The sequence below is a fragment of the Dehalococcoidia bacterium genome, from assembly GCA_025060295.1.
Lineage (GTDB): Bacteria > Chloroflexota > Dehalococcoidia > Lucifugimonadales > HRBIN23 > HRBIN23.
This window is the reverse complement of sequence record JANXCH010000003.1, coordinates 23,172-44,594: the sequence shown is the minus strand read 5'-3', so window position 1 is coordinate 44,594 and position 21,423 is coordinate 23,172. Positions and strand designations below refer to the sequence as shown.

The following is a 21,423-nucleotide window of genomic DNA, read 5'->3' as shown; positions in this document are numbered from 1 at the left end:
GACGGTGTGGTTTTTCTGATCGGGCTTCTGCTGGTGGGTATAAGCGTGGGGGTGGTGCTGTGGCCTTTTGTGCGGGGACGGGGGACGCGCACGCGCGGGGCATCTTCGCCGGGTGGGGGGGAGTTGGAGGACAGATGGAACGCTTTACTAGACGAGATGGTGGCGTTGCGATTGGATGCGGATTTGGGGCGCATCCCCCCGCAGGAGGCGCAGGAGCGCTACCAGGCCCTGCGCACGGAGGCGGCGCGCGTGCTCAAGGCTGTGCGGGAGGGTCAGGGGGTGCCCCCAGCATTCCCCGTCGCCCCGTCGGTCTCCTCCTCTGGCGAAAGGGGCCCCGAGCCGTGAAAGGGTGGGTTGTTCTGGTGTTCCTGGTGGGGATGGTGTGCCTCTGGCCCTGGGTGTTGCGTGCCCAGGAGGGTGGTGTGGTGGAGGGCCGCATCATCAACGGCACGGCGGGGGGAACCGTTCCGCCCGACTTGCCGGTTACCTTAGAGGTGGTGCGCCAGCGCACCTTAGTGGATATGCGCACGGCGACGGCGGGTGCCGACGGGGCCTTCCGTTTTGAGGGGGTTCCCCAGGGGCGTGATTTGGCCTACCTGGTGAGCACCTCTTACCAGGGGGTTGTCTACAGCGCTGTGGCGCAGGGGGCGCAGGCTTGGGAGCAGCCCATCCCCCTACCCATTTATGAAAAAACTTCCGGGGTGGAGGGGGTGCGTGTGCCCTCCATGACTCTGGTGGCGACGGGTGCCGACGCCCGCCGGCGGGTGCTGGAGTTCCTGCACGCTGTGCAGGTGGAGAACTCCACTGACCGCACAGCGGTGCCCGATATGCAAAGGTTGCCGAGGGGGGTTTTACGGTTCGGCCTGCCGGCGGAGGCACAGAATTTGGATGTGGCAGCCACTTTGCCTCCTGGGGGGGAGGTGGTGCAGGGGGAACAAGGGTTCGCCTTGACCTCGGCGGTGCCTCCCGGGCGCTATGAGGTGCTGTACACCTATCGGGTGGTGTATCGGGGTGATGCCCTGGACTTCACGCTCCCCGTGCCCCTGGGGGCGGGGGTGGTGCGCCTTATGCTTCCTGAGGATTTGGCCCAGGTGGAAAGCCCCCACCTGCAGGGGCTGGAGCCTGCGACGGTTGGGGGGCGGGTGTATCGCCTGCTGGAGGCGCGAGGGGTGCCCGCAGGGGAGGTGGTGTCCTTCCGTCTTGTGGGATTGCCTCAGCCCCCGTGGTTCCTGGCGGTGGTGGACACGGTGAGCCGCCCCCCGTGGGTGGTGGTGGTGCCTGGGGGTGTGCTGGGGGCGGTGTTGCTGGGGGTGTTGGTGTGGGCAGTGCGCCGCTCGCCCCAGTCCCCGGCAGGGGAGGGCTAGCCATGCGTCGGCGCTGGATGCTGGCGGTGGGGCTTCTCATACCCTTTCTAGCATTGGTGGGGGTGTTGGCATGGGGATTGGGGCGCAGTGGCGGAGCGCCCGCCCAGGTGGCGGTGCGTGCCACCCTGGGGGAGGTGGTTATCCGCCCGCGCCCCGTGCCCGACGTGGCCCTTGTTACCTTTGACGGTCGGGTGGTGCGCCTGTCCGACCTGCGAGGGCGGGTGGTGATGATGGACTTTTGGGCGTCGTGGTGTGCGCCGTGCCGTGCAGAGGCCCCTGCTTTGGCACAGGCCTATCGGGATCTGCGTGCCCAGGGTATGCCCGTGGAGTTCATCGGGGTCAATGTGTGGGACCGGGAGGAGGATGCCCGTGCCTTCCTGGAGCGTTTCCAGGTGCCCTACCCCAGCGGCATGGACACACATGGGCGCATCGCCCTGGAACTGGGCGTTACGGGTATCCCCGAAAAGTACATCGTGGATGCCCAGGGCACCGTGGTGAAGAAGTTCGTAGGGCCCATGGGGGAAAAGGACTTGCTGCAGGTCCTGGAGCCTCTGCTGAAGGGTTCTCCCTAAGGGGCGCTGGCGTTAGAAACGGGGCCGCGCCTCAAGGGGGTGGGTGGAGGGGCTCGGCGATTGGGCCAACACGAGGCGCAGGAGCCCCTTCAATGCCTGATAGGCCGACTCCCGAGGGGGGCCGGAGGTGTTCACCCGCACCAGATGCTCCGTCGGGATGTCGGTGAGCGGGTCAAAGTGCTCCCGAAAGGCGGGGAGCAACTCCAGGCGGCCATCGCTGGGGCCGTGGGGATGCTCTTGGCGGCGCAGGAGGCGTTCCCGCACCACCTCCTCGGGGGCATACGCCTCTACGACGAAGTAGGGGATCCCCCTTCGGCGTGCTAGGGCTATCGCCTCCTGCCGCCGTGCCGCAGAGCGGAAGGAGGCATCCAGGATGACCACCTTCCCCTGGGCTAGCAGGGCGTCCGCCTGCTCGAGCATGGCCTGGTAGGTGCGGAGGTCCATTGTGGGGCTGTAGATGCCCTGTCCCCAGGGCTCCCATCGGCGGTCGGTGGGTGCAAGGCCCGCGAGCGTCTTCCGCACCACATCGGAGGAGATGACCTCCCCGCCCAGCAGGGAGGCCAGGTTGCGGGCCAGGGTGCTCTTCCCCGTGCCGATAAGGCCCACCACCAGAATAAGCGCCGGGCCCTGCAGCACCCGCCCATAGCCTTCGGCCAGGGCGAAGTAGCGTTGTGCCCGCTGGAGGATGGTTTGGCGCTCCTCGGCCGAAAGGCCCTCCTCGTCCAGGCGAAAGCTCTCCACCTTGCCCCGCACATAGGCGCGGTAGGTCTTGTAGAAGTTCAACAACGCCAGAAGCCCCGTATCGCCCGAGATGCGCACATATTCATCCACCAAGGCCTGGGACAGGTCGGGGCGAGCGTGGTAATCCAGGTCCATGGCCAAGAAGGCCACATCGGCGCACACATCGGCCCAGCGGAAGCGCTCGTTGAACTCAATGCAGTCCAGGAACAGGATGTCGGCGTCCAGGAGGTAGATTTGGCCGGTGTGGAGGTCGCCGTGCCCGTCGCGGATGCGCCCCTGAGCCTGGCGCTGGGCGAACAGGGGGGCGTGCACCTCCATAAAGGCCTCACTGTAGGCGCGCAGGAGGTCATAAGTCTGGGGCGAGATGCTCCTCCCCTGGTAGCGCTCGGTCTGGATGAAGTTCTCCTGGATGTTGTGGCGCACGGTGTCCAGGCCCCCCATCTGGGTGATGGCAGGGTTGGTGTCGGCGGTGGCGTGAAACTGGGCGATGCGGCGGGCGACGGCACGTATCTGGGCGGCGCTCACCTGGTGGGTTTGAAGCAGGGCGGACAGGGTGCGCTCCCGGGGCAGGTGCACCATTTTGACGGCGTAGTCCACCACTTCCCCCGGCCCGACGAAGGAGTGGTGGAGGCCGTCCCAATACACCTCCACCACCCCCAGATAAACAGAGGGGGAGAGGCGCCGGTTGAGACGCACCTCCTCGTGGCAGAAGTGGCGGCGTTTCTCCAGGGTGGTGAAGTCCAGAAAGCCGAAGTCCACCGGCTTTTTGACCTTGTAGACATAACGGCCGGTAAGAAAGAGCCAGGAGATGTGGGTCTCCACCAACTGCACCGCCTGGGGACGCTCCTCGGAGGGGTAGGCCTCGGGACGGAGGAGGTCACGCACCAGGGCGGGGTGTGCCACGGGAGGCTCCTAGGAGGATGACCCCGCAGGAGGGGGCGAGGATGGGGGTGTTCCACCACCCGGGGGCTGGGGTTGTGTGGTGGGGGGCCGAGGGGGACGGGTGGGGCGGGGGACGCCCGCCCGAGGCGGACGGGGCAGACGCGGGCCTCCCGCCGGGACAGAACGGGCCGGGGCGGGAGCGGGCCGAGGGGCGACAAGGGTGAGGGGTTTGGCCCCGGGAGGTGTGAGCGCCGACAGGCTGCGGGTGATGGCCGTAGCGATGGCGGGTGTGGCGGGGGGCTCCTGGGCGCTCAACTCCACAGCTGCCTTCAGCACGGCGGGGAAAGCCTCCCCAGCCTGGGCCCGCACCTGCTCCAAAGACAGTTCTCCCCGTAACAGCAGGCGGGCCAGCCGGCGGCGCAGCCACCGCTTCTGCTCTTTTTTCCGATGCTTGGCTTGGGCACGCTTTTTGCGCAGGTATGGCATCTTTTCTCCTTCCGTGAGTTACATGGTATGAAGCGTCGTGCAGGGGTGTCTTTGTGTGCCCGCGTGCGCCCCCTCGGCAAAGGTGCCGCACGCGGTCAGCCATTCCACCGTCTGCTTCAGCACCGCCTCCCGCTGGGGGGGGAGCACCTCCACCACTCGCACCCCTGGCATGGATTTTACCCTATCGGCGACAGGATGGGGTTTCAGCATAATCGTCCCCAAGAGGGGGATGCCAGTGTGCAGCACCTCGTCAATCGCTTGGACGAAATGGGGGGAGCACAGTTCCATGCGGCCGATTTCGTCCACCACGGCCAGGATGCGGTGCTGGAGGGCCTTGCGCACCGCCGCCACGCCGATGTGGTGGAGGGCGTCCCTGTCCACCCCGTAGCGCCCCACCCGCCAGGGGGACACCAGCCCCTCCCGTGCCAGGGGGACGCGCTGGCCGTCCAAAGTTACCAGGTCAAACCCGATGCGCACACCCTTGTGGCGCACCTCCTCAGTGTAGAAGCCTGCCGCCTGCACAGGACAGCGCTGCAGGGCGAGGCGAAGGAGGGTGGTCTTTCCGACGCCAGGGCGACCCGTGAGGAGGAAAGCGCAGGGAGGCATAGGGGCCCGTTAGGGGTCGTTGCCGTAACTGGTGGGGTAGTTGCGCTCTATCCAGGCGGGAGTGCCGTCTTCGATGTTGTAGAGGAGGTCGGGATCCACGCCCATAGCCGCCGCCATCTCGGCGGCCAGGGCGCTGCGCTGGCCCGCTTGACAGATGAAGAGGAGTTTTTTGCCCTTGGGCAGTTCGTGAATCCGCTCCAGGATCTGGTCCACAGGCAAAAAATGGGCCCCTTTAACGTGCCCCTTCTGGTATTCTTCGGGGGTGCGCACATCAATGATGGCCACATTCTCCCGCTCTCTCTGGAGCATCTGGTAGGCCTCGTCCACGCTGATGCGGGCGAAGGGCTCGCCGGGGTCGCGTCGGACCATGGACTCCTTACCTCCCTGTGGTGCGGTGGGGCCAGCGCCCAGTTGTCTATGATACCAGACGGGGGGGAATGGCCGCTCCGCCGGAAGGGTTAGGGGGGAAGATATTTGCCAATCAGGGGTGCCAAACGCCGCCGCACCTCAACAGGGATGAAGCGGGGGTCGGTAACGATGGCGTTCTGGAGGGCGCTGGCGCAAGGGCATGCCCGCTCCTGTGGGATGGCGGGGAGGATGCGTCGCAGGGCGGACTGGGCGGTGGCTGTCCCCTTACGCAGGTTCTGCACCACCACCTCCACCGACACTTGGGCGTGGGTGGGGTGCCATACATCGTAGTCGGTTACTATCGCGAGAATGGCATAGCACATCTCCGCCTCCCGAGCCAGTTTGGCCTCGGGCAGGGCGGTCATGCCGATGATATCGGCTCCCCAGGAGCGGTAGAGGTGGCTCTCGGCCTTTGTGGAGAAGGCGGGGCCTTCAATGCACAGGTAGGTGCCCCCACGGTGCACGCGGGCGCCGGTGGCCTGGGCCCCCTGGGCCACAACCTGGGATAAAACGGGGCAGAAGGGGTCGGCAAAGGCGATGTGCACCACTGGTCCCCCGTCAAAAAAGGTGGAGGGGCGCCCCTGGGTGCGGTCGAGCACCTGGTCGGGCACCACTAGGTCGAGGGGGCGGATGTTCTCCCGCAGACTCCCTACGGCGCTGATGCTGAGAAGGCGCTCCACCCCCAGGGTCTTCAGGGCGAAGAGGTTGGCCCGTACGGGCAAAGCCGAGGGGGAGAGGCGATGCCCCCGCCCGTGCCGGGGAAGGAAGGCTACGCGCACCCCCTCCAGCTCCCCGATGAGGATGGCATCGCTGGGGTCGCCGAAGGGGGTGGTGGGTTTCACCTCCTCCAGCACCCGCAGACCTTCCATCTGGTAAAGCCCGCTCCCCCCAATAACGGCCAAGCTCACTGCTGTGGGCATAACCCCTCCTAGCGGATGGTGCCCCGCTCCTTGAGGCGCAGGATATCATCCCAAGTGTAGCCCAGGGCGTGGAGAACGTCCTCGGTGTGTTGGCCCAGGTCGGGTGCGGGGCCTGGGATGGTCCCGGGCGTGCGGCGGAACTTCATAGGCGCCCGCACCACCTGGAACTCCTCCCCGCTGGTGTGGCGCAGGGTGGCCACATAGCCGTTGGCGTGCACCTGGGGGTCGTTGATGACCTCGTCCAAGGTTTGCACAGGAGCCCAGATGCACCCCTCGGCATCCAAGCGTTGTGCCCACTCGTGGCGGGGCAAAGTGGCGAAGCGCTCGTCCAGGATGCGAATCAGGTCGCGGCAGTTCTGGCGGCGGGCGGCGTGGGTGGCGAAGCGGGGGTCATGGCGCAGGTGCTCCAAGCGCATGGCCCGGCAGAAGTTGGGCCAGAAGCGGTCCGACTCGATCATCACCAGTTGAATCCATTTCCCATCGGCCGCCTGATAGTAGTTGAAGAGGGGGTTGGTTACCTCGGTGCGGGCCATTTTGCGCACGGCGCACTTGTGATAGAAGGCGGCCACCACATCCATGCCCAGCACCCACAGGCCGGTGTGCAGCAGGGCACAGTCCACCCGCTGGCCCTTGCCCGACCGCTCCCGCTCAAACAGGGCGAAGCCCACTGCGGCGGCCATGGCTAGGGCTGTGGTGTGGTCGCCCATGCCGGGGCGCTGGTTGACGGGCGTCCACTGGGGTTCGCCGATGGTGCCCATAATGCCCGAGCGGGCCCAAAAAGCGGCGTAGTCGAAGCCGGGGCGGTCCTTTTCGGGCCCCTCCTGTCCGTAGCCGGTGAGGGAGACATAGATCAGGCGAGGATTGAGAGCGGACAGATCTTCGTACCGCAGGCGATAGCGCTCCTGCCGACGGGGGATAAGGTTGGTTACGAACACATCGGCGTGGGCGGTGAGTTTGTGGAGGATTTCTTGCCCCTCAGGGTGCTCCAGGTTGACGGCGATGCTCTTCTTGCCCCGGTTGTCTTCCTCAACGGCGACGTTGACGCCGGAGGTGTAGGGCATAACGCCCAGGGGCGTGGTGGTTACACTGCGCATCGGGTCGCCCGTCTCGGGATGTTCCACCTTGATGACCTCGGCCCCCAGTTCAGCCAAGATGGCGCACGTGGCGGGGCCGGCCACCCAGTTGGCCACTTCCACCACACGGATGCCCTCCAAGGGGCCAGGCATAGGCGCACCTCCCACTTATCAGTGTGTTCTGCGCTCAAGATAGCGCAGACAGCGGGGAAAGGGTAAGGTGATCACTGTTTCCGCAAGATAGCATCCACCGGCGCAGAGGGTGGGGGTGTAAGGCTGGGGCGCGTCCGCAAGAGGCCCAGCACCGCTCGCACAGAACGATACCCTGCCACAGGCAGGTACACACCTGCCACGAGGGTGGGAGGCAAAAACAATAAGGCGTGGAGGAGGATGGCAAAACTAAAGGCGGAGGCCCGCTCCACACCCCACAAATCCAGCAGGGTTACAGCGATGAACTCAAAGGTGCCCACCGAGGCGGGGAGGCCAGGGATCCAATCGGCCACAAAAAGGGTCAGAAGGGTGAGGAAGACCATCCCCAGTAGGGGGATGGGAAGGGCAAAGGCTTGCGCCACCAACCATCCGCTCATCCCGATGCCCAGGGCATAGGCAAGGGTGAGGATAAAGGCTACCAATACCCGCACAGGACGGTTGCGTAATAGGAGCACAGTTCGGCTGAAGTCCCGCACGGGGGAGACTTGCCCCAAACCGGGGATGCGCATCACCCGCGGCCCCACTAGGAAAAGGGCACACACCGCCGCTAGGGCGACGATAACGCCCCCCCAGATGTAGGGGGCCAAGGGACGCAGGGGCGGCAGGAACAGCACCCCCACACTGGCGAGAAGGGCTTGTGCCCCGAACTCAAAGGTGCGCTGAGTGGCCATAGTGGCCAGCACCATCCCCGTGGGGACGCCGTGCAGGGCTAACAAGCCCACACGCACCGGCTCGTCCAGGAGAGGGAGGGGGGTGGCGTTGTTCACGCCCAGAGCGGTGTGCTCCACCAGTAGCAGGCGCATCAGCGAGACGCGCACCCCCACGAACAGAACCCACCAGCGCAGGCCCCGCGCCAAAGAGGCGAGCATAAATACCCCTAGCCCAGCTAACAGGAGAGGCACCGAGGCCCGTCCGAACACGGCGGCCACCTGAGCAGTCTGGACCTCCCGCAGGGCCAGGGTGAGCAGGAAAGCCCCCAGGGCCATGGAGCCTGCCACGCCTACCGTCCACAGGGTCAGGCGTAGGGGCCGTGGAAGGGAGCCACTGGCCTTTCGGGTCATAGGCCTCCCCCGGGAGAATGGTCTAGGGCACCTCCAGCCCACTCCGCCAGGCGCGCTGCAGGACATCCAGGGGCACATCTATCAGGGGGGGGATCATAAATCGATCGCCCCCCACCTGTCCCAAGCGCAGGAGGGGCACCCCCTCCTCCTGGGCCAGCCCCAGGAGGGCAGGCACCTGGGCCTCGGCCAGGGAGACGACGATACGGCTTTGGGCTTCTCCGAACAGAGCGGGTGCCCAATGCCCCTGGATTGGGAAACTCCCGCGGAAGCCCTTCTCCCCCAGGATAGCGCATTCCGCCAGGGCCACTGCCAGTCCCCCTTCGGAGCAGTCGTGGGCGGAGGAGAGGAGGCCCAGCCCCACAGCCCGACGGCACAGGCGCTGCACACGGGCCTCTAGGTTAAGGTCAATGGTGGGGCGGCCGGCCACCTTGCCGTAGACCACCTCAAGGAACTCGCTGCCCGCCAGGGTGGAGGGGTCTCCCCGTATGGCGTCGGCTCCCAACAGGAATACCACATCCCCCTCGTGGCGGAAGGCGGCGGTGGTGTGGCGTTCCAGAAGCCCCAGTGCCCCCACCATCGCCGTGGGGTAAATGGGCTGGCTGTCGGTCTCGTTATAGAGGCTCACATTCCCGCTGATGATGGGCACGCCCAGGGCACGGCAGGCCTCGGCCATGCCGGTGATACACTCCTCCATCTGGTAGGCCACCACGGGACGTTCGGGGTCGCCGAAGTTGAGGCCATCGGTGAGGGCGACGGGCTCGGCGCCCACGCATGCCAGGTTGCGGCACGCCTCGGCAACAGAAATGGCCCCCCCGGCCCGGGGGTCCAGGAAGGTCAAGCGGCCGTTGCCGTCGCAGGCCAGGGCGATACGGGTGGGGGTGCCCTTAATGCGGAGCACCGCCGCGTCGGCCGCCCCCGGGGGGACAACGGTGTTGATAAGCACCTGGTGGTCATACTGGCGATAAATAGGCTCGCGGCTGGCGATGTTAGGGGAAGCCAACAGGCGCAGGAGTGCCTGGGTGGGGGAAAGGGGCGGTTCGGGGAGGGCCGAGAGGTCTTCCCGTTGCAGGGCGGTGAGCCACTCCGGTTTTTGGGGGTGGAGGTCGTAGCGGGGGGCGTCCACCAGCAGACGGATGGGCACCACCCCCTCCAGGTGGGAGCCGTCGTAGACACGCACCAGGCCATCGTCCGTTACCTCCCCCACGATGGCCGAGGTCAGGTCCCACTTGGCGAAGACGGTTGTGAGGCGTTCTTCCCACCCTCGGCGGACGATGACCAGCATGCGCTCCTGGGATTCGGAGAGCATGACCTCGTAGGGTGTCATCCCCTGTTCGCGGCGGGGGACGCGGGAGACGTCCACACGCACCCCGCATCCGCCGCGCCCGGCGCTCTCCACGGTGGCGCTGGTGAGGCCTGCGGCTCCCAGGTCCTGCATCCCCACGATGCCATCCCAACAGCGCTCCAGGGCTTCCAGGCAAGCCTCAATGAGCACCTTCTCCAGGAAGGGGTTACCCACCTGGACGGTGGGGCGCAGTTCCCGCTCGCCGGTGAAAGTGCGGGACGCCAGGGCCGAGGCCCCGTGGATGCCGTCGCGTCCCGTATCGGCCCCTACCAGCATCAGGAAACTGCCCGGCTCGCTGGCCCGTGCCCGTACCAGGCGGTCGGCCCGCAGGAGGCCCACGCACATGGCGTTCACCAGGGGGTTTTTGGCGTAGGCGGGGGAGAAGAACACCTCGCCCCCCACATCGGGGACGCCGATGCAGTTGCCATACCAGGAGATGCCCCCCACCACGCCGCGGTAGAGGTAGCGGGAGCGGGGATCGGACAGAGGGCCGAAGCGCAGGGAGTTGAGCAGGGCGATGGGGCGTGCGCCCATGGTGAGGATGTCCCGCACGATGCCCCCCACGCCGGTGGCGGCCCCCTGGAAAGGCTCCACCGCCGAGGGGTGGTTGTGGGATTCAATCTTCATGGCGATGGCCCAGCCGTGGCCGATGTCCACCACGCCGGCGTTCTCCTCGCCGGGGCGCACCAAAAGGCGGGGGGAAGCCGAGGGGAGGCGCTTGAGGAGGTTTTTGGAGTGCTTGTAGCCGCAGTGCTCCGACCAGAGGGCGGCGAACATGCCCAGTTCCAGGGGGTTCGGCTCCCGCCCTAAACCGCGGCAGATAAGGGCATACTCGTCGGGTGTGAGGGCGATCTCCTCTAGCACTTCACGGGGCACGGGCATGGGCACCTCACCTTACGGGTTGCGCCAGAAACGCACCCATTCCTGGTAGGGATTCTGGACAGAGCCGGAACGGTGCCAGAAAATAGGGAGAGAAAAGGTTTGAGGATGACCTATAAACTCGCTCACGGCCTCCCGAGAAAAACTCACACCACGGGTGTTTGTTTCACCTCGGTAGGTGAAATAACGCTCTTGCAGGCGATGGAAAATATCTTTTTGGGCTTCTATAGGGATAAAGTATATAGCACCCTCAGCATTCCAGCGTATTTGGAAGAGTAAGATATCAGCGGTGGGATGGAAGATGGTCAGGAACTCCTCCACTTTCCCAGGTGTGGTCGTCCATTTGGAACGGACTTCCCCGCTTCCAGTAATCGTCTTAATGGACAGGGGCAATCCGTCCACATAACAGTCTACATCAGGTGCGACACCTGAGGTGGCCTTTTTGACGCGGTCTTCACCCAGGAAGGCGATGAACAGAGCCACTACCACGTGCTCCCGCAAGATGCCCACCGCGGGGTTCCCCGGCAAGCGGCTGTCGCAGATTTCAAAGGCTAGAGGTAACTTGTTGCGGATGATCGAGACTTTTTGAGGGTCTTGCAAAAAGGCGAGAACGGTGGGATTCATGCGTTTTGACCAGTGGTGAGGAGGCCGGGCAAGGCCACCTTGCAGGCACTGATACGGTTGAGGGCCAGGTGGCAATATTCAGGGTTGACTTCGTAGCCCACATACATCCGTCCTGTTTTCAACGCTGCCAAGGCGGTGCTCCCACTCCCCATGAAGGGGTCTAACACCACTTCCCCCGAGTAGGTATACAGTTGAATGCACCGGTAGGGGAGTTCTACGGGGAAGGGAGCGGGATGCCCCACTTTGGTGGCTGGTTCCGCGGGGAAGCGCCACACGCTCTTGGTGAACTCCAGGAACTCCTGGGGGGTCAAGGTCGGCTCCCGCCCCGAGGGGCGAGGGCGTGTGAAGGTCTCTTTGGAGAACACCAGGATGTATTCGTGGGTATCACGCAGAGTGGGGTTCGCCGGCGATTGCCAACTGCCCCAGGCCGTGGAGGGACTAGCACTGCTGGCTTTATCCCAAATGATTTCCCCCCGCATCAAAAAGCCCAGATCCAGGAAGTCTTGGATGAGGAATGCGTGGAGCGGTAAGTAGGGGCGGCGGCCCAGGTTGGCGATATTGAAGCAGACACGGCCCCCTGGCACCAACACCCGGTAAACCTCCCGCATCACCCGGCGCAGGAAGGCCCGATACTCGTCTAGGGTCAAGTCCTCATCGTACTCTTTGCCCACATTGTAGGGTGGCGAAGTAACCATGAGGTGGACACTGCAATCGGGGAGTTCCTCCATGCTCTCGCTGGACTTACAGAAGATACGGTTTACCGCTTCGGTGGGGAGGGGATTCTCCTGATAAGCCACTCGGCGCTCCTGTGGCAACCCCTCATACAGCCGACTGGCGTAGAAAGGCGTGGAGTCGTGCCCGAAGCGCCCGGGCGAGCCGAAAACGCTGGTGCGTGTTCCTTCACGCCGACGCCGTGTCTGCATCCTCGGTGTTCCCTGCAGTGCGGGGGGTTACCCCCCGCCCGCGTGGCACTGCTGACCCTATTATAATCTGCCTTCTCCCTCCACCGCGCTCCGCGGGTGGACGGCCTACCCCATCCACCACAGCCACACCATCACCGCCACAAACAGGGCCAGAAGCAGCAGGCCCAGCACCCCTATGGGCAGGCGATAGCGGTCTGGGTCGTAGGCGGAAGGCTCCGAAGGGTTAGAAGCCCCTTGCGCTAAACGCCCCCGCGGGCGGAGAACCTCTGCGGCGCGCACCAGTGTGCCGATGGGATTGCGGCTGGCTTGCACAAGGGCCCCTACTCCCCGCAGGGTTACCCGCTCTACCCCCCCGAACAGGCCATTCACCCCATCCACTATCAGGTCAAAGAGCACCCGTCCCGGCCGGCGGTAGAACCAGTCGGTGTCCAAAGTAATGGTCGGCGTCGCCTTCAGGAGGCCCCGCACCAGACCAAACCCTACAGCCGTGAACCCCAACACCTGCACCGTCTCCACCAGGTGGGGGAGAGTATACGGCTGGTAATCCACAGCAAAGGGTAGCACCCCGTACAACGCCTGGGGATAAATGCCCACGACGATGTTGATTACCGAGGCGAGCACCATGCCCACATACATATTGGGCGGGACGGGGCGCACCTCCACCGGTCCGGGCGCGGGACGCCACCACGCCAGCCACGGCAGTTTCAACCCGATGCTCAAAAAGGTTCCCACGGCCGCCAGGTACAGCATCAAGGCCGCCGCGTCGTAGCGGGCTTTTTCAACGGCGTGGATGACCAGGGATTTGGAGATGAACCCACTAAATAGGGGCACCCCGGAGATGGAACAGGCCCCCACCATATACAGCGCCAGCACCCACGGCAAAGGGCGCAGGAGCCCCCCCACCTGGGTCAACCGGCTGGCGCCCGTGGCATACACCACCGCCCCCGTCGCCATGAACAGCAAGCCCTTAAAGAGGATATTGGCCACAGCGTGGGCTGTGGCTCCGTTGACACCGCTGGGGCCCCCCACACCCACGCTGGCGACCATATACCCCACCTGGCTCACGATGTGGTAGGACAGGATACCCCGTATGTCGTTCTCCACGATGGTGAACAGCACCCCATACACCGCCATCACTGCCCCCACCCATATCAGCACCTCCCATCCAGCGAAGCCCCGCGCCAGCGCATACACCGCCGCCTTGGTGGTGAAAGCGCTCAGGAACACACTCCCCGTTACCGTCCCCTGGGGGTAGGAGTCGGGGAGCCAGGCGTGCAAGGGCGGGATGGCGGCGTTGATGGCAAAGGCCAGGAGGATGCACCACGCCCCTATGCCCCCCTCCAGGGGGCCGAAGTAGAGGGAGCCGGTAGCGTGCCAGTGGAGCACAGCCCCGGCCATCAGCAGGCTCCCCCCGGCTAGGTGGACAAACAGGTAGCGCATCCCTGCACGGCGGGCACTGGGCGTCCCCCGCGCCCAAATCAGATAGGTGGACGCCAACGCCATCGCCTCCCAGAACACCAGCAGGGTAAACAGGTCGCCCGCCAACACGGCTCCCAAGGCACTCCCCACATACACCAGGCTGGCCACCTGCTGAGGTGTATCCCGCAGGTGTAAAGCATATAGACCCGCCAGCAGACCGAACAGGGCGAACACATATCCGAACGCCAGGCTCAGGCCATCTACCCTCTGCACCACCAGAGTGAGGGTCAGGAAGCGCCAAAGGAGCACTTGCCCCGGCTCCCACGCCACCAGAACGGCTAACGCCACCGCCGGCGGCACTAAACACGCCCACGCCCGCAGGGGACGAGGGAGGGCGGGCAGGAGCAGGGCGACACCATAGAAAAGGACGGGCAGGGGGAGGTTACTCATCCTCGTGAGCCTCCCTGTCGTCGCCGTAGTAGGAGAGGGGGCGCTCCAGCCAGCGGTGGGCCACCGTCTTACACAACCAGACCATACCGATGCTCCCGAACAGGCCCAGCAGGGCATAAACCCCCGGCATCCGTCCCCACCACGTCGCATATTTCCCCGCCCGCACCCACAGGTCCAGCCCGACCGCCACCCCCAAAGCCAAAGCCACTCCAAGCAGGGATGCCCATCGGCTCACGGCCCACCCCCGTTCAGCACGGCAGTGGTGGCTCGCTCCACCAGGGTGAACAAGGGAAAGGGGATGTTGGGGGCTAACCCCAAGATGACGCTCAAGGCACAGGCCAAAAGCACCGGCACCAACAACAGGGGGTTGGCCTCATCCCTCCGCGCCGAGTGCCCCGCAGGACGCAGGAACCCCCGCACCGGGATAGGGAACAGGTACGCCGCATTCAACAGCCCGCTCACCATGAGCAGGGCCAGGTAGACAGCATATCCGCTGTCCAGCGTCCCCAGGGCCAGAAACCACTTACTGACGAACCCCGCCACGGGGGGCAAACCTGCCAAGCCTACCGACGCCACAGCGAAGGCCCCCAACGTCCAGGGCATCTGGCGTCCCAGGCCGTCCAGGTCGCTCACCCGCTCCACGTGGGTCTTGACATAAATCGCCCCCGCCACAAAGAAGAGGGTGATCTTCATCGCGGCATGGCTGACCATATGAAACAGGCCCCCGGTCCACCCGCTGGGGACGAGGAGCACTAACCCCAGCACCGCATAGGAGAGGTGGCCCACGGTGGAGTAAGCCAGCCGCAACTTGATGCTGTCCTGGCGCAGGGCTAGCACCGACGCCGTTACCAGCGTCGCCCCCGCCAGGGCCGATGCCACCGGCACCGCCCCGACGGCCTCCACCACTGGGGGGCCAAACACAAACCCCACCGTCCGCGCAATGCCGAACACCCCCGCCTTCACCACTGCCACAGCGTGCAGTAGGGCGCTCACCGGCGTGGGGGCCACCATGGCCGCCGGGAGCCAACTGTGCAGGGGCATCACCGCCGCCTTCACCCCAAACCCCAGGAAGAACAGCAGGAACAGCACCAATAGCACAGTCGGCGATGCCTTCCCCTCCAGAAAGCCCCCAGGGGTGAAGGTGCCTGTGCCTGCCAGGGCCACCGTCCACGCCACCCCCAGTAGGAGCACCACCCCCGCCGTCAGCAAATAGACCAGGTACTTGCGCCCCGCCGCCATGGCCTCGGGCGTCTCCTTGTGAATCACCAGGGGGTAGGTGGCGATGGTCAACACCTCGTAAAACACCAAGAGGGTCAACAGGTTGCCCGCAAAGGCGATGCCCATCGTGGCCGATAGGCACACGGCGAAACTGGCGAAGTAGCGGGTCTGCTTGTGCTCCCCCAGCCCCCGCATATATCCGATGGAGTAGAAGGAGGTCAGTACCCACAGAAACGAGGCGGAGAGGCCGAACAGCATCCCCAGGGCATCGGCGTGCAGGGCCAGGGACAGGCCGGGGGCCAACTCCAGGGTGGAGAGGAGGGGTGTCGCCCCCTCCTTCAGCACGGTGGGGAGCATGGCCAGCAGGATGGCCAACTTCCCCCCCGCCGCCAGGAGCGTCCACGCCTCCCGCAGGTTGGGGTTCCGCCCCGACAGCACGATGAGACCCGCTGCCCCCAGGGAGATGAGCACGGCCAGAAGCGGGCCCCAGTGGACAAGCGTCTCCATCGCATCAGGCTCCTTCGGCGGGCGCTAGCCTCCAGCAAGGGGGGCCGCCACCCGTTGCAACACATGGGTCACGATCAGGCTGTTAATCAGCCCCAGCACCAGCACACCCGCCCCCAATACAAGGATAGGCACCAGCATTCCCAGGGGCGGGTCACTGTGGGGCGCAGCGGGCATATCCGCCGGGCGGGGTGCGGTATAGACCTGTTCGAGGACGCGGAAGAAGTAGACGGCGGTGAGCAAACTGCTCACCAGGATTACCCCCACGAAAACCCAGTTGCGGGCGTCCAGCGCCCCCAGCACCAGATACCATTTGCTGAAGAACCCCGCCGTGGGGGGGATGCCGATCATCCCCACAGCCCCCACTGTGAGGGCAGCCATCGTCCAGGGCATGGTGCGCCCCAACCCGGCATAGTGGGGCACCTCCGTTACCCCCTCCCGGTAAAAAACACCTCCGGCTACCAGGAACAGGCACCCCTTCATGAAGGCGTGATTCAGGGTGTGGAGAAGGGCACCGACCAGGCCCATCGGGTTGCCCAGCCCTAGTCCTAGCGCCACATAGGCCACCTGCCCCACACTGCTATAGGCCAACATGCGTCGGAAGTCCGTCTGGGCGATGGCCATCACCGACCCCACCAAGATGCCCCCCGCCGCCAGCCACCCCACCACAGGCAGCAGGGGCACCCTCTCCGTCATGTAGGCGGGGCCGAATACATCCAGGGTGAGGCGGATGAGGGCGTAGCCCGCCACTTTGGTCATGACTGGGGCGATGAGGCCCGTAACCGCCGAGGGGGCGTAGGTGTAGGCATCGGGGAGCCACAGGTGCAGGGGAAACAGGGCCATCTTCAGCCCCAAACCCAGCGCCATCAGGAGCGCTGCTGCCGCCACCGCCCGGGAACCCGCCAAAGGCTCCAAACGCTCCGCCACATCGGCCATGTTCAACGACCCTGTGGAGAAGTACAGGAAACCCACCCCCAGCAGGTAGAAACTCCCTGCGATCATCCCCATCATGAGGTAACGGAAGGCGGCCAGAGGGGCTAAGCCCCGCCCCGTGGCCAACAGGGCGTAGGCGGAGAGGGAGGCGATCTCTAGGAACACGAACAGGTTAAACAGGTCGCCCGTTACCACAATCCCCGTCAACCCCGACAGCAGGAGCAGGGCGACAGGATACAGGAGCGGGGCCTTTTCGGGCACCTCCCGCGCCACCGACCAACGAGCGTAGACCAAGACCACCAGCCCAATAGTGGCGATGAGGGCACACAGCAATCCCGCCAACGGGTCAAGGACATATTCAATCCCGAAGGGGGGTGGCCATCCCCCCAGGGCGTAGCGGATGCGTCCTTGGCTCAAGGCCTGAAATAGCCCCCACAGGGCCAGGGGCACACACACCCCCGCCCCCACCAATGCCAGGGCATACCCCAGGGAGCGACGCCACAAGCCCCCCAGCACCGACAGCAAGGAAAACACCAGGTAGACGACGGGCACCAGAAGGGGAAGGTGGCTCAATGCTCTCCCTTCGCCTTCTCCAAAATACGAGCTTCGTCCAAGGTGCCGAAGCGTCGGTGAATGGTGTACAGCAGGGCCAAGGCCACCCCCGTGTTGGCTACCCCCACTACGATGGCAGTCAGGATGAGCACATGGGGAAGGGGGTTCACATACTGGGCGGGGTCCGTTCCCCGTGCGGGGTCAAGGACCGGCACCGTGCCCCCCCATTTGGCCGCCCCCTGAATGAAGAACAGGAAAATGGCCGTCTGGAAGATGGTCATGCCGATGACCTGTTTGAACAGGTTGCGTTTGGCCAGCATGCCGTACAGGCCTAACACCAACAGGGCAGCGGTTAGAAAGTAAGGGTAGCGGCCCGCAAAGTCCTCAAGCATCGTCTGCCTTCCCGCTGAGGCGGTCGTAGATGGCCACCAGGGTGCCCCATACCGTCAGGGCGATGGCCGCCTCCACTGCGAGGATGCCGTAGTAGCGCACGGTAGCGGGCGCAGCCCCGGGCAAGGGCAAGAGGCCGTAGTCCAAAAACGCTCCCCCGCGCACAACAGGGACCAGCCCCGTGCCGATGAAGGCCAACAGCCCGATGGCTGCCAGCAGCAAGGCCAGGCGCGAGGGAAACTGGCGGGCGGACGCCTCGTGCCCTTGCACCAGCCTCTGCAACACGATGCTGGCAGCCAGGAGCACACCCCCCTGGAACCCCCCACCGGGGCTGGAGTGGCCATGAAACAGCACATACAGGGCGAACAGTTGGATGGCGGGCACCACCGCCCGCGTCACCAACTGCACCACCAGGCTGGGATACCTATCCCCCATGCGTCTGCCTCTCCCGCAGGAGGATGAGGATGCAGGACAGCCCCGCCACGAAGATGACCACCGTCTCCCCCAGGGTGTCGTAGCCCCGATAGTCGGCTAACACGGCGGTAACCAGGTTGGGCGTCTTGGTGTCGGCCAGGGAGCGCTGAATATAATAGGGGGCCACATGTTGGTGGGCGGGGGCTTGGGGGTCGCCCCGACGGGGCAAGTCCCCCTCCACGAAGACCAAAACGGCGAGGAAAAAGGCGATGATAACTGCCGCCAGCGCCTTCAATCCTCGGCCCTCCTGCCCAACACGGCCAGGGCAAACACCATGAGCACCCCCGTGATACCCGCTCCCAGCACCAGTTCGGTGAAGGCCACATCCACTGCCCCCAGGTGGGCGAACAGCAAGGCCATCAGGAAACTGTAGGCCCCTAAGGCAATAACCGCCGCCAGCAGGTTGCGCAGGTGCAGGGCCAGCACCCCCGTCAGGATCAGCAAAAGCAGAAGCCAAAAGTCCAAAGCCCAGATCACGGGGTCTTGCTCTCCTTTTCTGGAGCCGTTCGGCTCCACATCTCTAGGCCGGTGCGCAGGGCGGCGCGGGTGAGGGCGTGGGTGGCGGTGGGGTTGCCCAGGGCCACAAAGGCCAGGATAAGGAGCATCTTGAAGGAGGTGAGGGTCAGCCCCTCGTGCACCGCCAGCCCTCCCAAAACAAGGATAGACCCCAAGGTGTCCGATTTGCCCAGGGCGTGGCAGCGGGTGTAAAAATCGGGGAGGCGCAGCACCCCCAGGGAACTTACCAGCACAAAAAACAGCCCCCCCACAAGAAGGGCGATGGCCAGGGCGGTGCTCACGGCTCCTCCCCCCGACGCTCCAGGAACTTGGCAATGGCCAGCACGCCGATGAAGTTCAGGATGGCATAGGCCAAGGCCAGGTCCACGAACATGTCCAAGCGGTCGTAGACCACACCGATGAGCACCAGCAAAAGGATAGCCTTCGTGCCTATCAGCCCCAGGCCCAGCACCCGGTCAAAGGTGGTGGGGCCGCGGACGATGCGCACTAGGGGCACTAGGGCCAGCACCGCTAGGGCAAGGGTAACTCCTGTGACGAAAGCCGTCATGGGTGCAGGTTTTTCAAAGAGGATGCCCAGGTAACTTCAGTGGCTCCCTCCACGCTATCTCCGAACAGGGCGGCTACCCGGCGGGGCATCTCCCCCGCCACCAGCGCCCCTGCAAGGCTGGGCATGAGGGTGTGGACGGTGAACTGGCCATCCTGCAGGTCGGCGGTAACCGTCCCCGGCGTCAATGTAATGGAGTTGGCCAGCACCACTTGGGCCGTCTCCCGAAGGCGGGGGACGCGAAAGCGCAAAAGGGCCGGGCGCAGGGGCATGCGGGGATGGAGAACGACATAGGCCACCTGCACATTAGCGAGGGCGATGCTATACAGGAGCCAGCCCCCATAGCCTATCCACCGCCCTGCGATGGTCAATGCCTTGCGCAGTGTGGTGGGCCGCCCCACCGGCCCCCGCAGGCTGAATACCTCGCGGTTGAGGAGGAGCACAATAGCCACTGCCACCACGCCGAAGGCGAGGTAGGGCAGGCGGACGCGTCCGGACAGGGCCAGCCAGAAGGCTAGCATAATGCCTGCCTGCACCGCCACCGCCAGCCACCGCCCCCAGGGGATACGCACGCGCCACGGTGTGGGCACAAGCAGACGCATCGTCGCCCCTCAATACTCGGCCGAGCACACAAGGGGGTCAGCACAACCGGGGGCGGGGGCGGTAAGGAGCCAACACACCATGCCCACGCTCCTTCGGGAGCATCGGATAGGGGCAAGGTGGAATTGTCCACGCTGCGCCAAATATGGCTCCCCGAGCAGGATTCGAACCTGCGACCAAGCGGTTAACAGCCGCCCGCTCTACCACTGAGCTATCGGGGAGCGCCATCTCCTAGCATAGCGCAGGGCCCTTCCCAGGGCAAGGGGCTATCCCCATCGCTCGATCACCACCTTCTGCTCGGTATAGAAGCCCACCGCATCTCGCCCCTGCCCGTGCAACACCCCGAAGAAACTCTCCTTCCACCCGCTGAAGGGGAAGAAGGCCACCGGCGCCGGCACGCCGATGTTGACCCCCACATTCCCCACCGGCACCTGGCTGCGGAACTGGCGTGCTGCCGCCCCACTGCGGGTGAAGATGCTGGCGGCGTTGCCGTAGGGATTGGCGGCGATGACCCCGATGCCCTCCTCCAGGGTGCGCACATGCACCAGGGTAAGCACGGGGCCGAAGATTTCGGTGCGCATCAGGTCGCTGGTCAGGGGGATGCCTTCCACGATGGTGGGGCGGATGAAGTTGCCCTGCTCGTAGCGGGGGATGCGGGGGTTACGCCCGTCCACCACCAGGCGCCCCCCCTCCTCCAAACCCTGGGCGATAAGGCCCTCAATGCGCGCCTTGCTCTGGCGGGAAATGACCGGCCCCATCTGGATGCCCTCCTCCAGGCCATAGCCTACCCGTAGGGAGAGGGCATGCTCGGCGATGGCCTCCCGGAAGGGGGCGTGGGCCTCTCCCACCGTTACTGCTACCGAGGCGGCCAAACACCTCTGCCCCGCACAGCCGAAGGCGCTCTCCGCCATGGCCCGCGCCGCCAGGGCCATATCGGCGTCGGGCATAATGACCACGTGGTTCTTGGCTCCCGCCTGGCACTGGACGCGCTTGCCGTTGGCCGCCGCCCGTGCGTAGATGTAACGGGCCACAGGGGTGGAGCCCACCATGCTCACCGCCCGCACCTGGGGGTGGTCCAACAGGGCGTCCACTGTCTCCTTGGAGCCGTGCACCAGGTTCACCACACCGGGGGGCAGGCCCGTCTGCTCCAGCAACTGGACGAGGAGCTGGGCGGTCAGGGGCACCTTCTCCGACGGCTTGAGGATGAAGGTGTTGCCACAGGCGATGGCGTAGGGCAGGAACCACAGGGGAATCATCCCCGGGAAGTTGAAGGGGGTGATGGCCACCACCACCCCCAAGGGCTGGCGCAACACCAGTTCGTCTATCCCTTGGGCCACATCCTCGGAGGTATACCCCTGCATCAGGGAGGGGATGCCACAGGCCACCTCGATGTTCTCGATCCCCCGGCGCAGTTCTGCTTTGGCTTCGGCCAGGGTCTTGCCGTTCTCCTGGACGATGGTGCGGGCCAGGGCATCCATGTGGGCCTCTACAAGGGCCTTGAAGCGGAACAGGTATTGAATCCGCTCCACGGCGGGGGTGCGTGCCCACTGGGGGAAGGCGCGGACGGCGCTTTGCACGGCGGCGTCCACATCGCGGGGCGTGGAGAGGGGAGTGTGGCCTAATACCTCCTGGGTGGCGGGGTTGACCACATCCAGGGCTTCGGCGCTCTCGGCAGCGCGCCATTGGCCGAAAATGTAGTTGAGGACACTGCGCTCATGGAGCACGCTTCCCT

25 protein-coding genes and 1 tRNA gene are annotated in these 21,423 nt (G+C 65.2%); 3 read left to right on the top strand and 23 right to left on the bottom strand.

Features of this window, described 5'->3' with window-relative positions:
- Nucleotides 1–6 precede the first annotated feature (6 nt).
- Genes NZ951_02400 through NZ951_02390 form a run of 3 tightly spaced genes read left to right on the top strand, consistent with a single transcriptional unit; the run spans nt 7 to nt 1,936 of the window.
- Nucleotides 7–345: a hypothetical protein gene (locus NZ951_02400; GenBank protein MCS7206769.1), complete on the top strand. Its 339-nt coding sequence runs from the start codon at nt 7–9 to the stop codon at nt 343–345.
- Nucleotides 342–1,364, top strand: coding sequence for a hypothetical protein (locus NZ951_02395; protein MCS7206768.1), 1,023 nt, complete (start codon nt 342–344; stop codon nt 1,362–1,364). Before NZ951_02400 ends, NZ951_02395 begins: the two co-directional genes overlap by 4 nt.
- A gap of 2 nt (nt 1,365–1,366) precedes the next feature.
- Nucleotides 1,367–1,936 carry a TlpA family protein disulfide reductase gene (locus NZ951_02390; protein MCS7206767.1) on the top strand — a complete coding sequence of 190 codons (570 nt, stop codon included), beginning with the start codon at nt 1,367–1,369 and terminating at the stop codon, nt 1,934–1,936.
- 12 nt (nt 1,937–1,948) lie between these two features.
- Here NZ951_02390 and NZ951_02385 read toward each other — a convergent pair whose 3' ends face one another.
- From NZ951_02385 to NZ951_02275, 23 genes are all read right to left on the bottom strand, one after another.
- Complete coding sequence (locus tag NZ951_02385) at nt 1,949–3,580, bottom strand: AAA family ATPase (protein MCS7206766.1); 1,632 nt, start codon at nt 3,578–3,580, stop codon at nt 1,949–1,951.
- Between the two features lie 9 nt (nt 3,581–3,589).
- The gene (locus NZ951_02380) at nt 3,590–4,045 is read right to left on the bottom strand and encodes a hypothetical protein (GenBank protein MCS7206765.1); all 456 of its coding nucleotides are present in this window, start codon (nt 4,043–4,045) and stop codon (nt 3,590–3,592) included.
- Nucleotides 4,046–4,063: 18 nt separating this feature from the next.
- Nucleotides 4,064–4,651, bottom strand: coding sequence for a nucleoside-triphosphatase (locus NZ951_02375; GenBank protein MCS7206764.1), 588 nt, complete (start codon nt 4,649–4,651; stop codon nt 4,064–4,066).
- 9 nt (nt 4,652–4,660) lie between these two features.
- Entirely contained in the window at nt 4,661–5,020 is a 360-nt protein-coding gene (locus NZ951_02370; protein ID MCS7206763.1) for a rhodanese-like domain-containing protein, read from the bottom strand.
- A gap of 89 nt (nt 5,021–5,109) precedes the next feature.
- On the bottom strand, nt 5,110–5,979 hold the full coding sequence (gene mtnP / locus NZ951_02365) for an S-methyl-5'-thioadenosine phosphorylase (GenBank protein ID MCS7206762.1): 870 nt from the start codon (nt 5,977–5,979) through the stop codon (nt 5,110–5,112).
- Between the two features lie 8 nt (nt 5,980–5,987).
- A complete protein-coding gene (locus NZ951_02360) occupies nt 5,988–7,205 on the bottom strand; it encodes a CoA transferase (protein ID MCS7206761.1) in 1,218 nt (405 codons plus the stop codon).
- A 71-nt stretch (nt 7,206–7,276) separates the two neighbouring features.
- Nucleotides 7,277–8,323 carry a flippase-like domain-containing protein gene (locus tag NZ951_02355; protein ID MCS7206760.1) on the bottom strand — a complete coding sequence of 349 codons (1,047 nt, stop codon included), beginning with the start codon at nt 8,321–8,323 and terminating at the stop codon, nt 7,277–7,279.
- Between the two features lie 22 nt (nt 8,324–8,345).
- Nucleotides 8,346–10,547 carry a phosphoribosylformylglycinamidine synthase subunit PurL gene (purL, locus tag NZ951_02350; protein ID MCS7206759.1) on the bottom strand — a complete coding sequence of 734 codons (2,202 nt, stop codon included), beginning with the start codon at nt 10,545–10,547 and terminating at the stop codon, nt 8,346–8,348.
- A gap of 12 nt (nt 10,548–10,559) precedes the next feature.
- A complete protein-coding gene (locus tag NZ951_02345) occupies nt 10,560–11,168 on the bottom strand; it encodes a ThaI family type II restriction endonuclease (GenBank protein ID MCS7206758.1) in 609 nt (202 codons plus the stop codon).
- On the bottom strand, nt 11,165–12,091 hold the full coding sequence (locus tag NZ951_02340; GenBank protein MCS7206757.1) for a site-specific DNA-methyltransferase: 927 nt from the start codon (nt 12,089–12,091) through the stop codon (nt 11,165–11,167). The genes NZ951_02345 and NZ951_02340 overlap by 4 nt, the downstream gene beginning before the upstream one ends.
- A 105-nt stretch (nt 12,092–12,196) precedes the next feature.
- Entirely contained in the window at nt 12,197–13,960 is a 1,764-nt protein-coding gene (locus NZ951_02335) for a Na(+)/H(+) antiporter subunit D (protein ID MCS7206756.1), read from the bottom strand.
- The gene (locus NZ951_02330; GenBank protein ID MCS7206755.1) at nt 13,953–14,195 is read right to left on the bottom strand and encodes a hypothetical protein; all 243 of its coding nucleotides are present in this window, start codon (nt 14,193–14,195) and stop codon (nt 13,953–13,955) included. The genes NZ951_02335 and NZ951_02330 overlap by 8 nt, the downstream gene beginning before the upstream one ends.
- Complete coding sequence (locus tag NZ951_02325) at nt 14,192–15,685, bottom strand: monovalent cation/H+ antiporter subunit D family protein (GenBank protein ID MCS7206754.1); 1,494 nt, start codon at nt 15,683–15,685, stop codon at nt 14,192–14,194. The genes NZ951_02330 and NZ951_02325 overlap by 4 nt, the downstream gene beginning before the upstream one ends.
- Before the next feature lie 24 nt (nt 15,686–15,709).
- Nucleotides 15,710–17,188, bottom strand: coding sequence for a monovalent cation/H+ antiporter subunit D family protein (locus NZ951_02320; GenBank protein MCS7206753.1), 1,479 nt, complete (start codon nt 17,186–17,188; stop codon nt 15,710–15,712).
- Nucleotides 17,185–17,559: a cation:proton antiporter subunit C gene (locus NZ951_02315; GenBank protein ID MCS7206752.1), complete on the bottom strand. Its 375-nt coding sequence runs from the start codon at nt 17,557–17,559 to the stop codon at nt 17,185–17,187. The genes NZ951_02320 and NZ951_02315 overlap by 4 nt, the downstream gene beginning before the upstream one ends.
- Entirely contained in the window at nt 17,552–17,992 is a 441-nt protein-coding gene (locus NZ951_02310) for a sodium:proton antiporter (protein MCS7206751.1), read from the bottom strand. The genes NZ951_02315 and NZ951_02310 overlap by 8 nt, the downstream gene beginning before the upstream one ends.
- Nucleotides 17,982–18,266, bottom strand: a complete 285-nt coding sequence (locus tag NZ951_02305; protein MCS7206750.1) for a hypothetical protein — start codon at nt 18,264–18,266, stop codon at nt 17,982–17,984. Before NZ951_02305 ends, NZ951_02310 begins: the two co-directional genes overlap by 11 nt.
- Entirely contained in the window at nt 18,263–18,508 is a 246-nt protein-coding gene (locus NZ951_02300) for a DUF4040 domain-containing protein (GenBank protein ID MCS7206749.1), read from the bottom strand. Before NZ951_02300 ends, NZ951_02305 begins: the two co-directional genes overlap by 4 nt.
- On the bottom strand, nt 18,505–18,828 hold the full coding sequence (mnhG, locus tag NZ951_02295; GenBank protein MCS7206748.1) for a monovalent cation/H(+) antiporter subunit G: 324 nt from the start codon (nt 18,826–18,828) through the stop codon (nt 18,505–18,507). The genes NZ951_02300 and mnhG overlap by 4 nt, the downstream gene beginning before the upstream one ends.
- The gene (locus NZ951_02290) at nt 18,825–19,094 is read right to left on the bottom strand and encodes a monovalent cation/H+ antiporter complex subunit F (protein MCS7206747.1); all 270 of its coding nucleotides are present in this window, start codon (nt 19,092–19,094) and stop codon (nt 18,825–18,827) included. The genes mnhG and NZ951_02290 overlap by 4 nt, the downstream gene beginning before the upstream one ends.
- Nucleotides 19,091–19,693 (bottom strand): Na+/H+ antiporter subunit E, encoded by a 603-nt coding sequence (locus tag NZ951_02285; protein MCS7206746.1) that lies wholly within the window; start codon nt 19,691–19,693, stop codon nt 19,091–19,093. Before NZ951_02285 ends, NZ951_02290 begins: the two co-directional genes overlap by 4 nt.
- A gap of 144 nt (nt 19,694–19,837) precedes the next feature.
- Nucleotides 19,838–19,912 (bottom strand) — tRNA-Asn (locus NZ951_02280).
- A gap of 45 nt (nt 19,913–19,957) precedes the next feature.
- On the bottom strand, nt 19,958–21,415 hold the full coding sequence (locus tag NZ951_02275) for a CoA-acylating methylmalonate-semialdehyde dehydrogenase (protein MCS7206745.1): 1,458 nt from the start codon (nt 21,413–21,415) through the stop codon (nt 19,958–19,960).
- Nucleotides 21,416–21,423 lie beyond the last annotated feature (8 nt).

Coding starts and splice junctions, on each gene's coding strand:
- NZ951_02390 (MCS7206767.1), top strand. CDS start 1,367: ATGCGTCGGCGCTGGATGCTGGCGGTGGGGCTTCTCATACCCTTTCTA.
- NZ951_02380 (MCS7206765.1), bottom strand. CDS start 4,045: ATGCCATACCTGCGCAAAAAGCGTGCCCAAGCCAAGCATCGGAAAAAA.
- NZ951_02375 (MCS7206764.1), bottom strand. CDS start 4,651: ATGCCTCCCTGCGCTTTCCTCCTCACGGGTCGCCCTGGCGTCGGAAAG.
- NZ951_02370 (MCS7206763.1), bottom strand. CDS start 5,020: ATGGTCCGACGCGACCCCGGCGAGCCCTTCGCCCGCATCAGCGTGGAC.
- mtnP (MCS7206762.1), bottom strand. CDS start 5,979: ATGCCCACAGCAGTGAGCTTGGCCGTTATTGGGGGGAGCGGGCTTTAC.
- NZ951_02360 (MCS7206761.1), bottom strand. CDS start 7,205: ATGCCTGGCCCCTTGGAGGGCATCCGTGTGGTGGAAGTGGCCAACTGG.
- NZ951_02355 (MCS7206760.1), bottom strand. CDS start 8,323: ATGACCCGAAAGGCCAGTGGCTCCCTTCCACGGCCCCTACGCCTGACC.
- purL (MCS7206759.1), bottom strand. CDS start 10,547: ATGCCCGTGCCCCGTGAAGTGCTAGAGGAGATCGCCCTCACACCCGAC.
- NZ951_02345 (MCS7206758.1), bottom strand. CDS start 11,168: ATGAATCCCACCGTTCTCGCCTTTTTGCAAGACCCTCAAAAAGTCTCG.
- NZ951_02340 (MCS7206757.1), bottom strand. CDS start 12,091: ATGCAGACACGGCGTCGGCGTGAAGGAACACGCACCAGCGTTTTCGGC.
- NZ951_02335 (MCS7206756.1), bottom strand. CDS start 13,960: ATGAGTAACCTCCCCCTGCCCGTCCTTTTCTATGGTGTCGCCCTGCTC.
- NZ951_02325 (MCS7206754.1), bottom strand. CDS start 15,685: ATGGAGACGCTTGTCCACTGGGGCCCGCTTCTGGCCGTGCTCATCTCC.
- NZ951_02315 (MCS7206752.1), bottom strand. CDS start 17,559: ATGCTTGAGGACTTTGCGGGCCGCTACCCTTACTTTCTAACCGCTGCC.
- NZ951_02310 (MCS7206751.1), bottom strand. CDS start 17,992: ATGGGGGATAGGTATCCCAGCCTGGTGGTGCAGTTGGTGACGCGGGCG.
- NZ951_02290 (MCS7206747.1), bottom strand. CDS start 19,094: ATGACGGCTTTCGTCACAGGAGTTACCCTTGCCCTAGCGGTGCTGGCC.
- NZ951_02285 (MCS7206746.1), bottom strand. CDS start 19,693: ATGCGTCTGCTTGTGCCCACACCGTGGCGCGTGCGTATCCCCTGGGGG.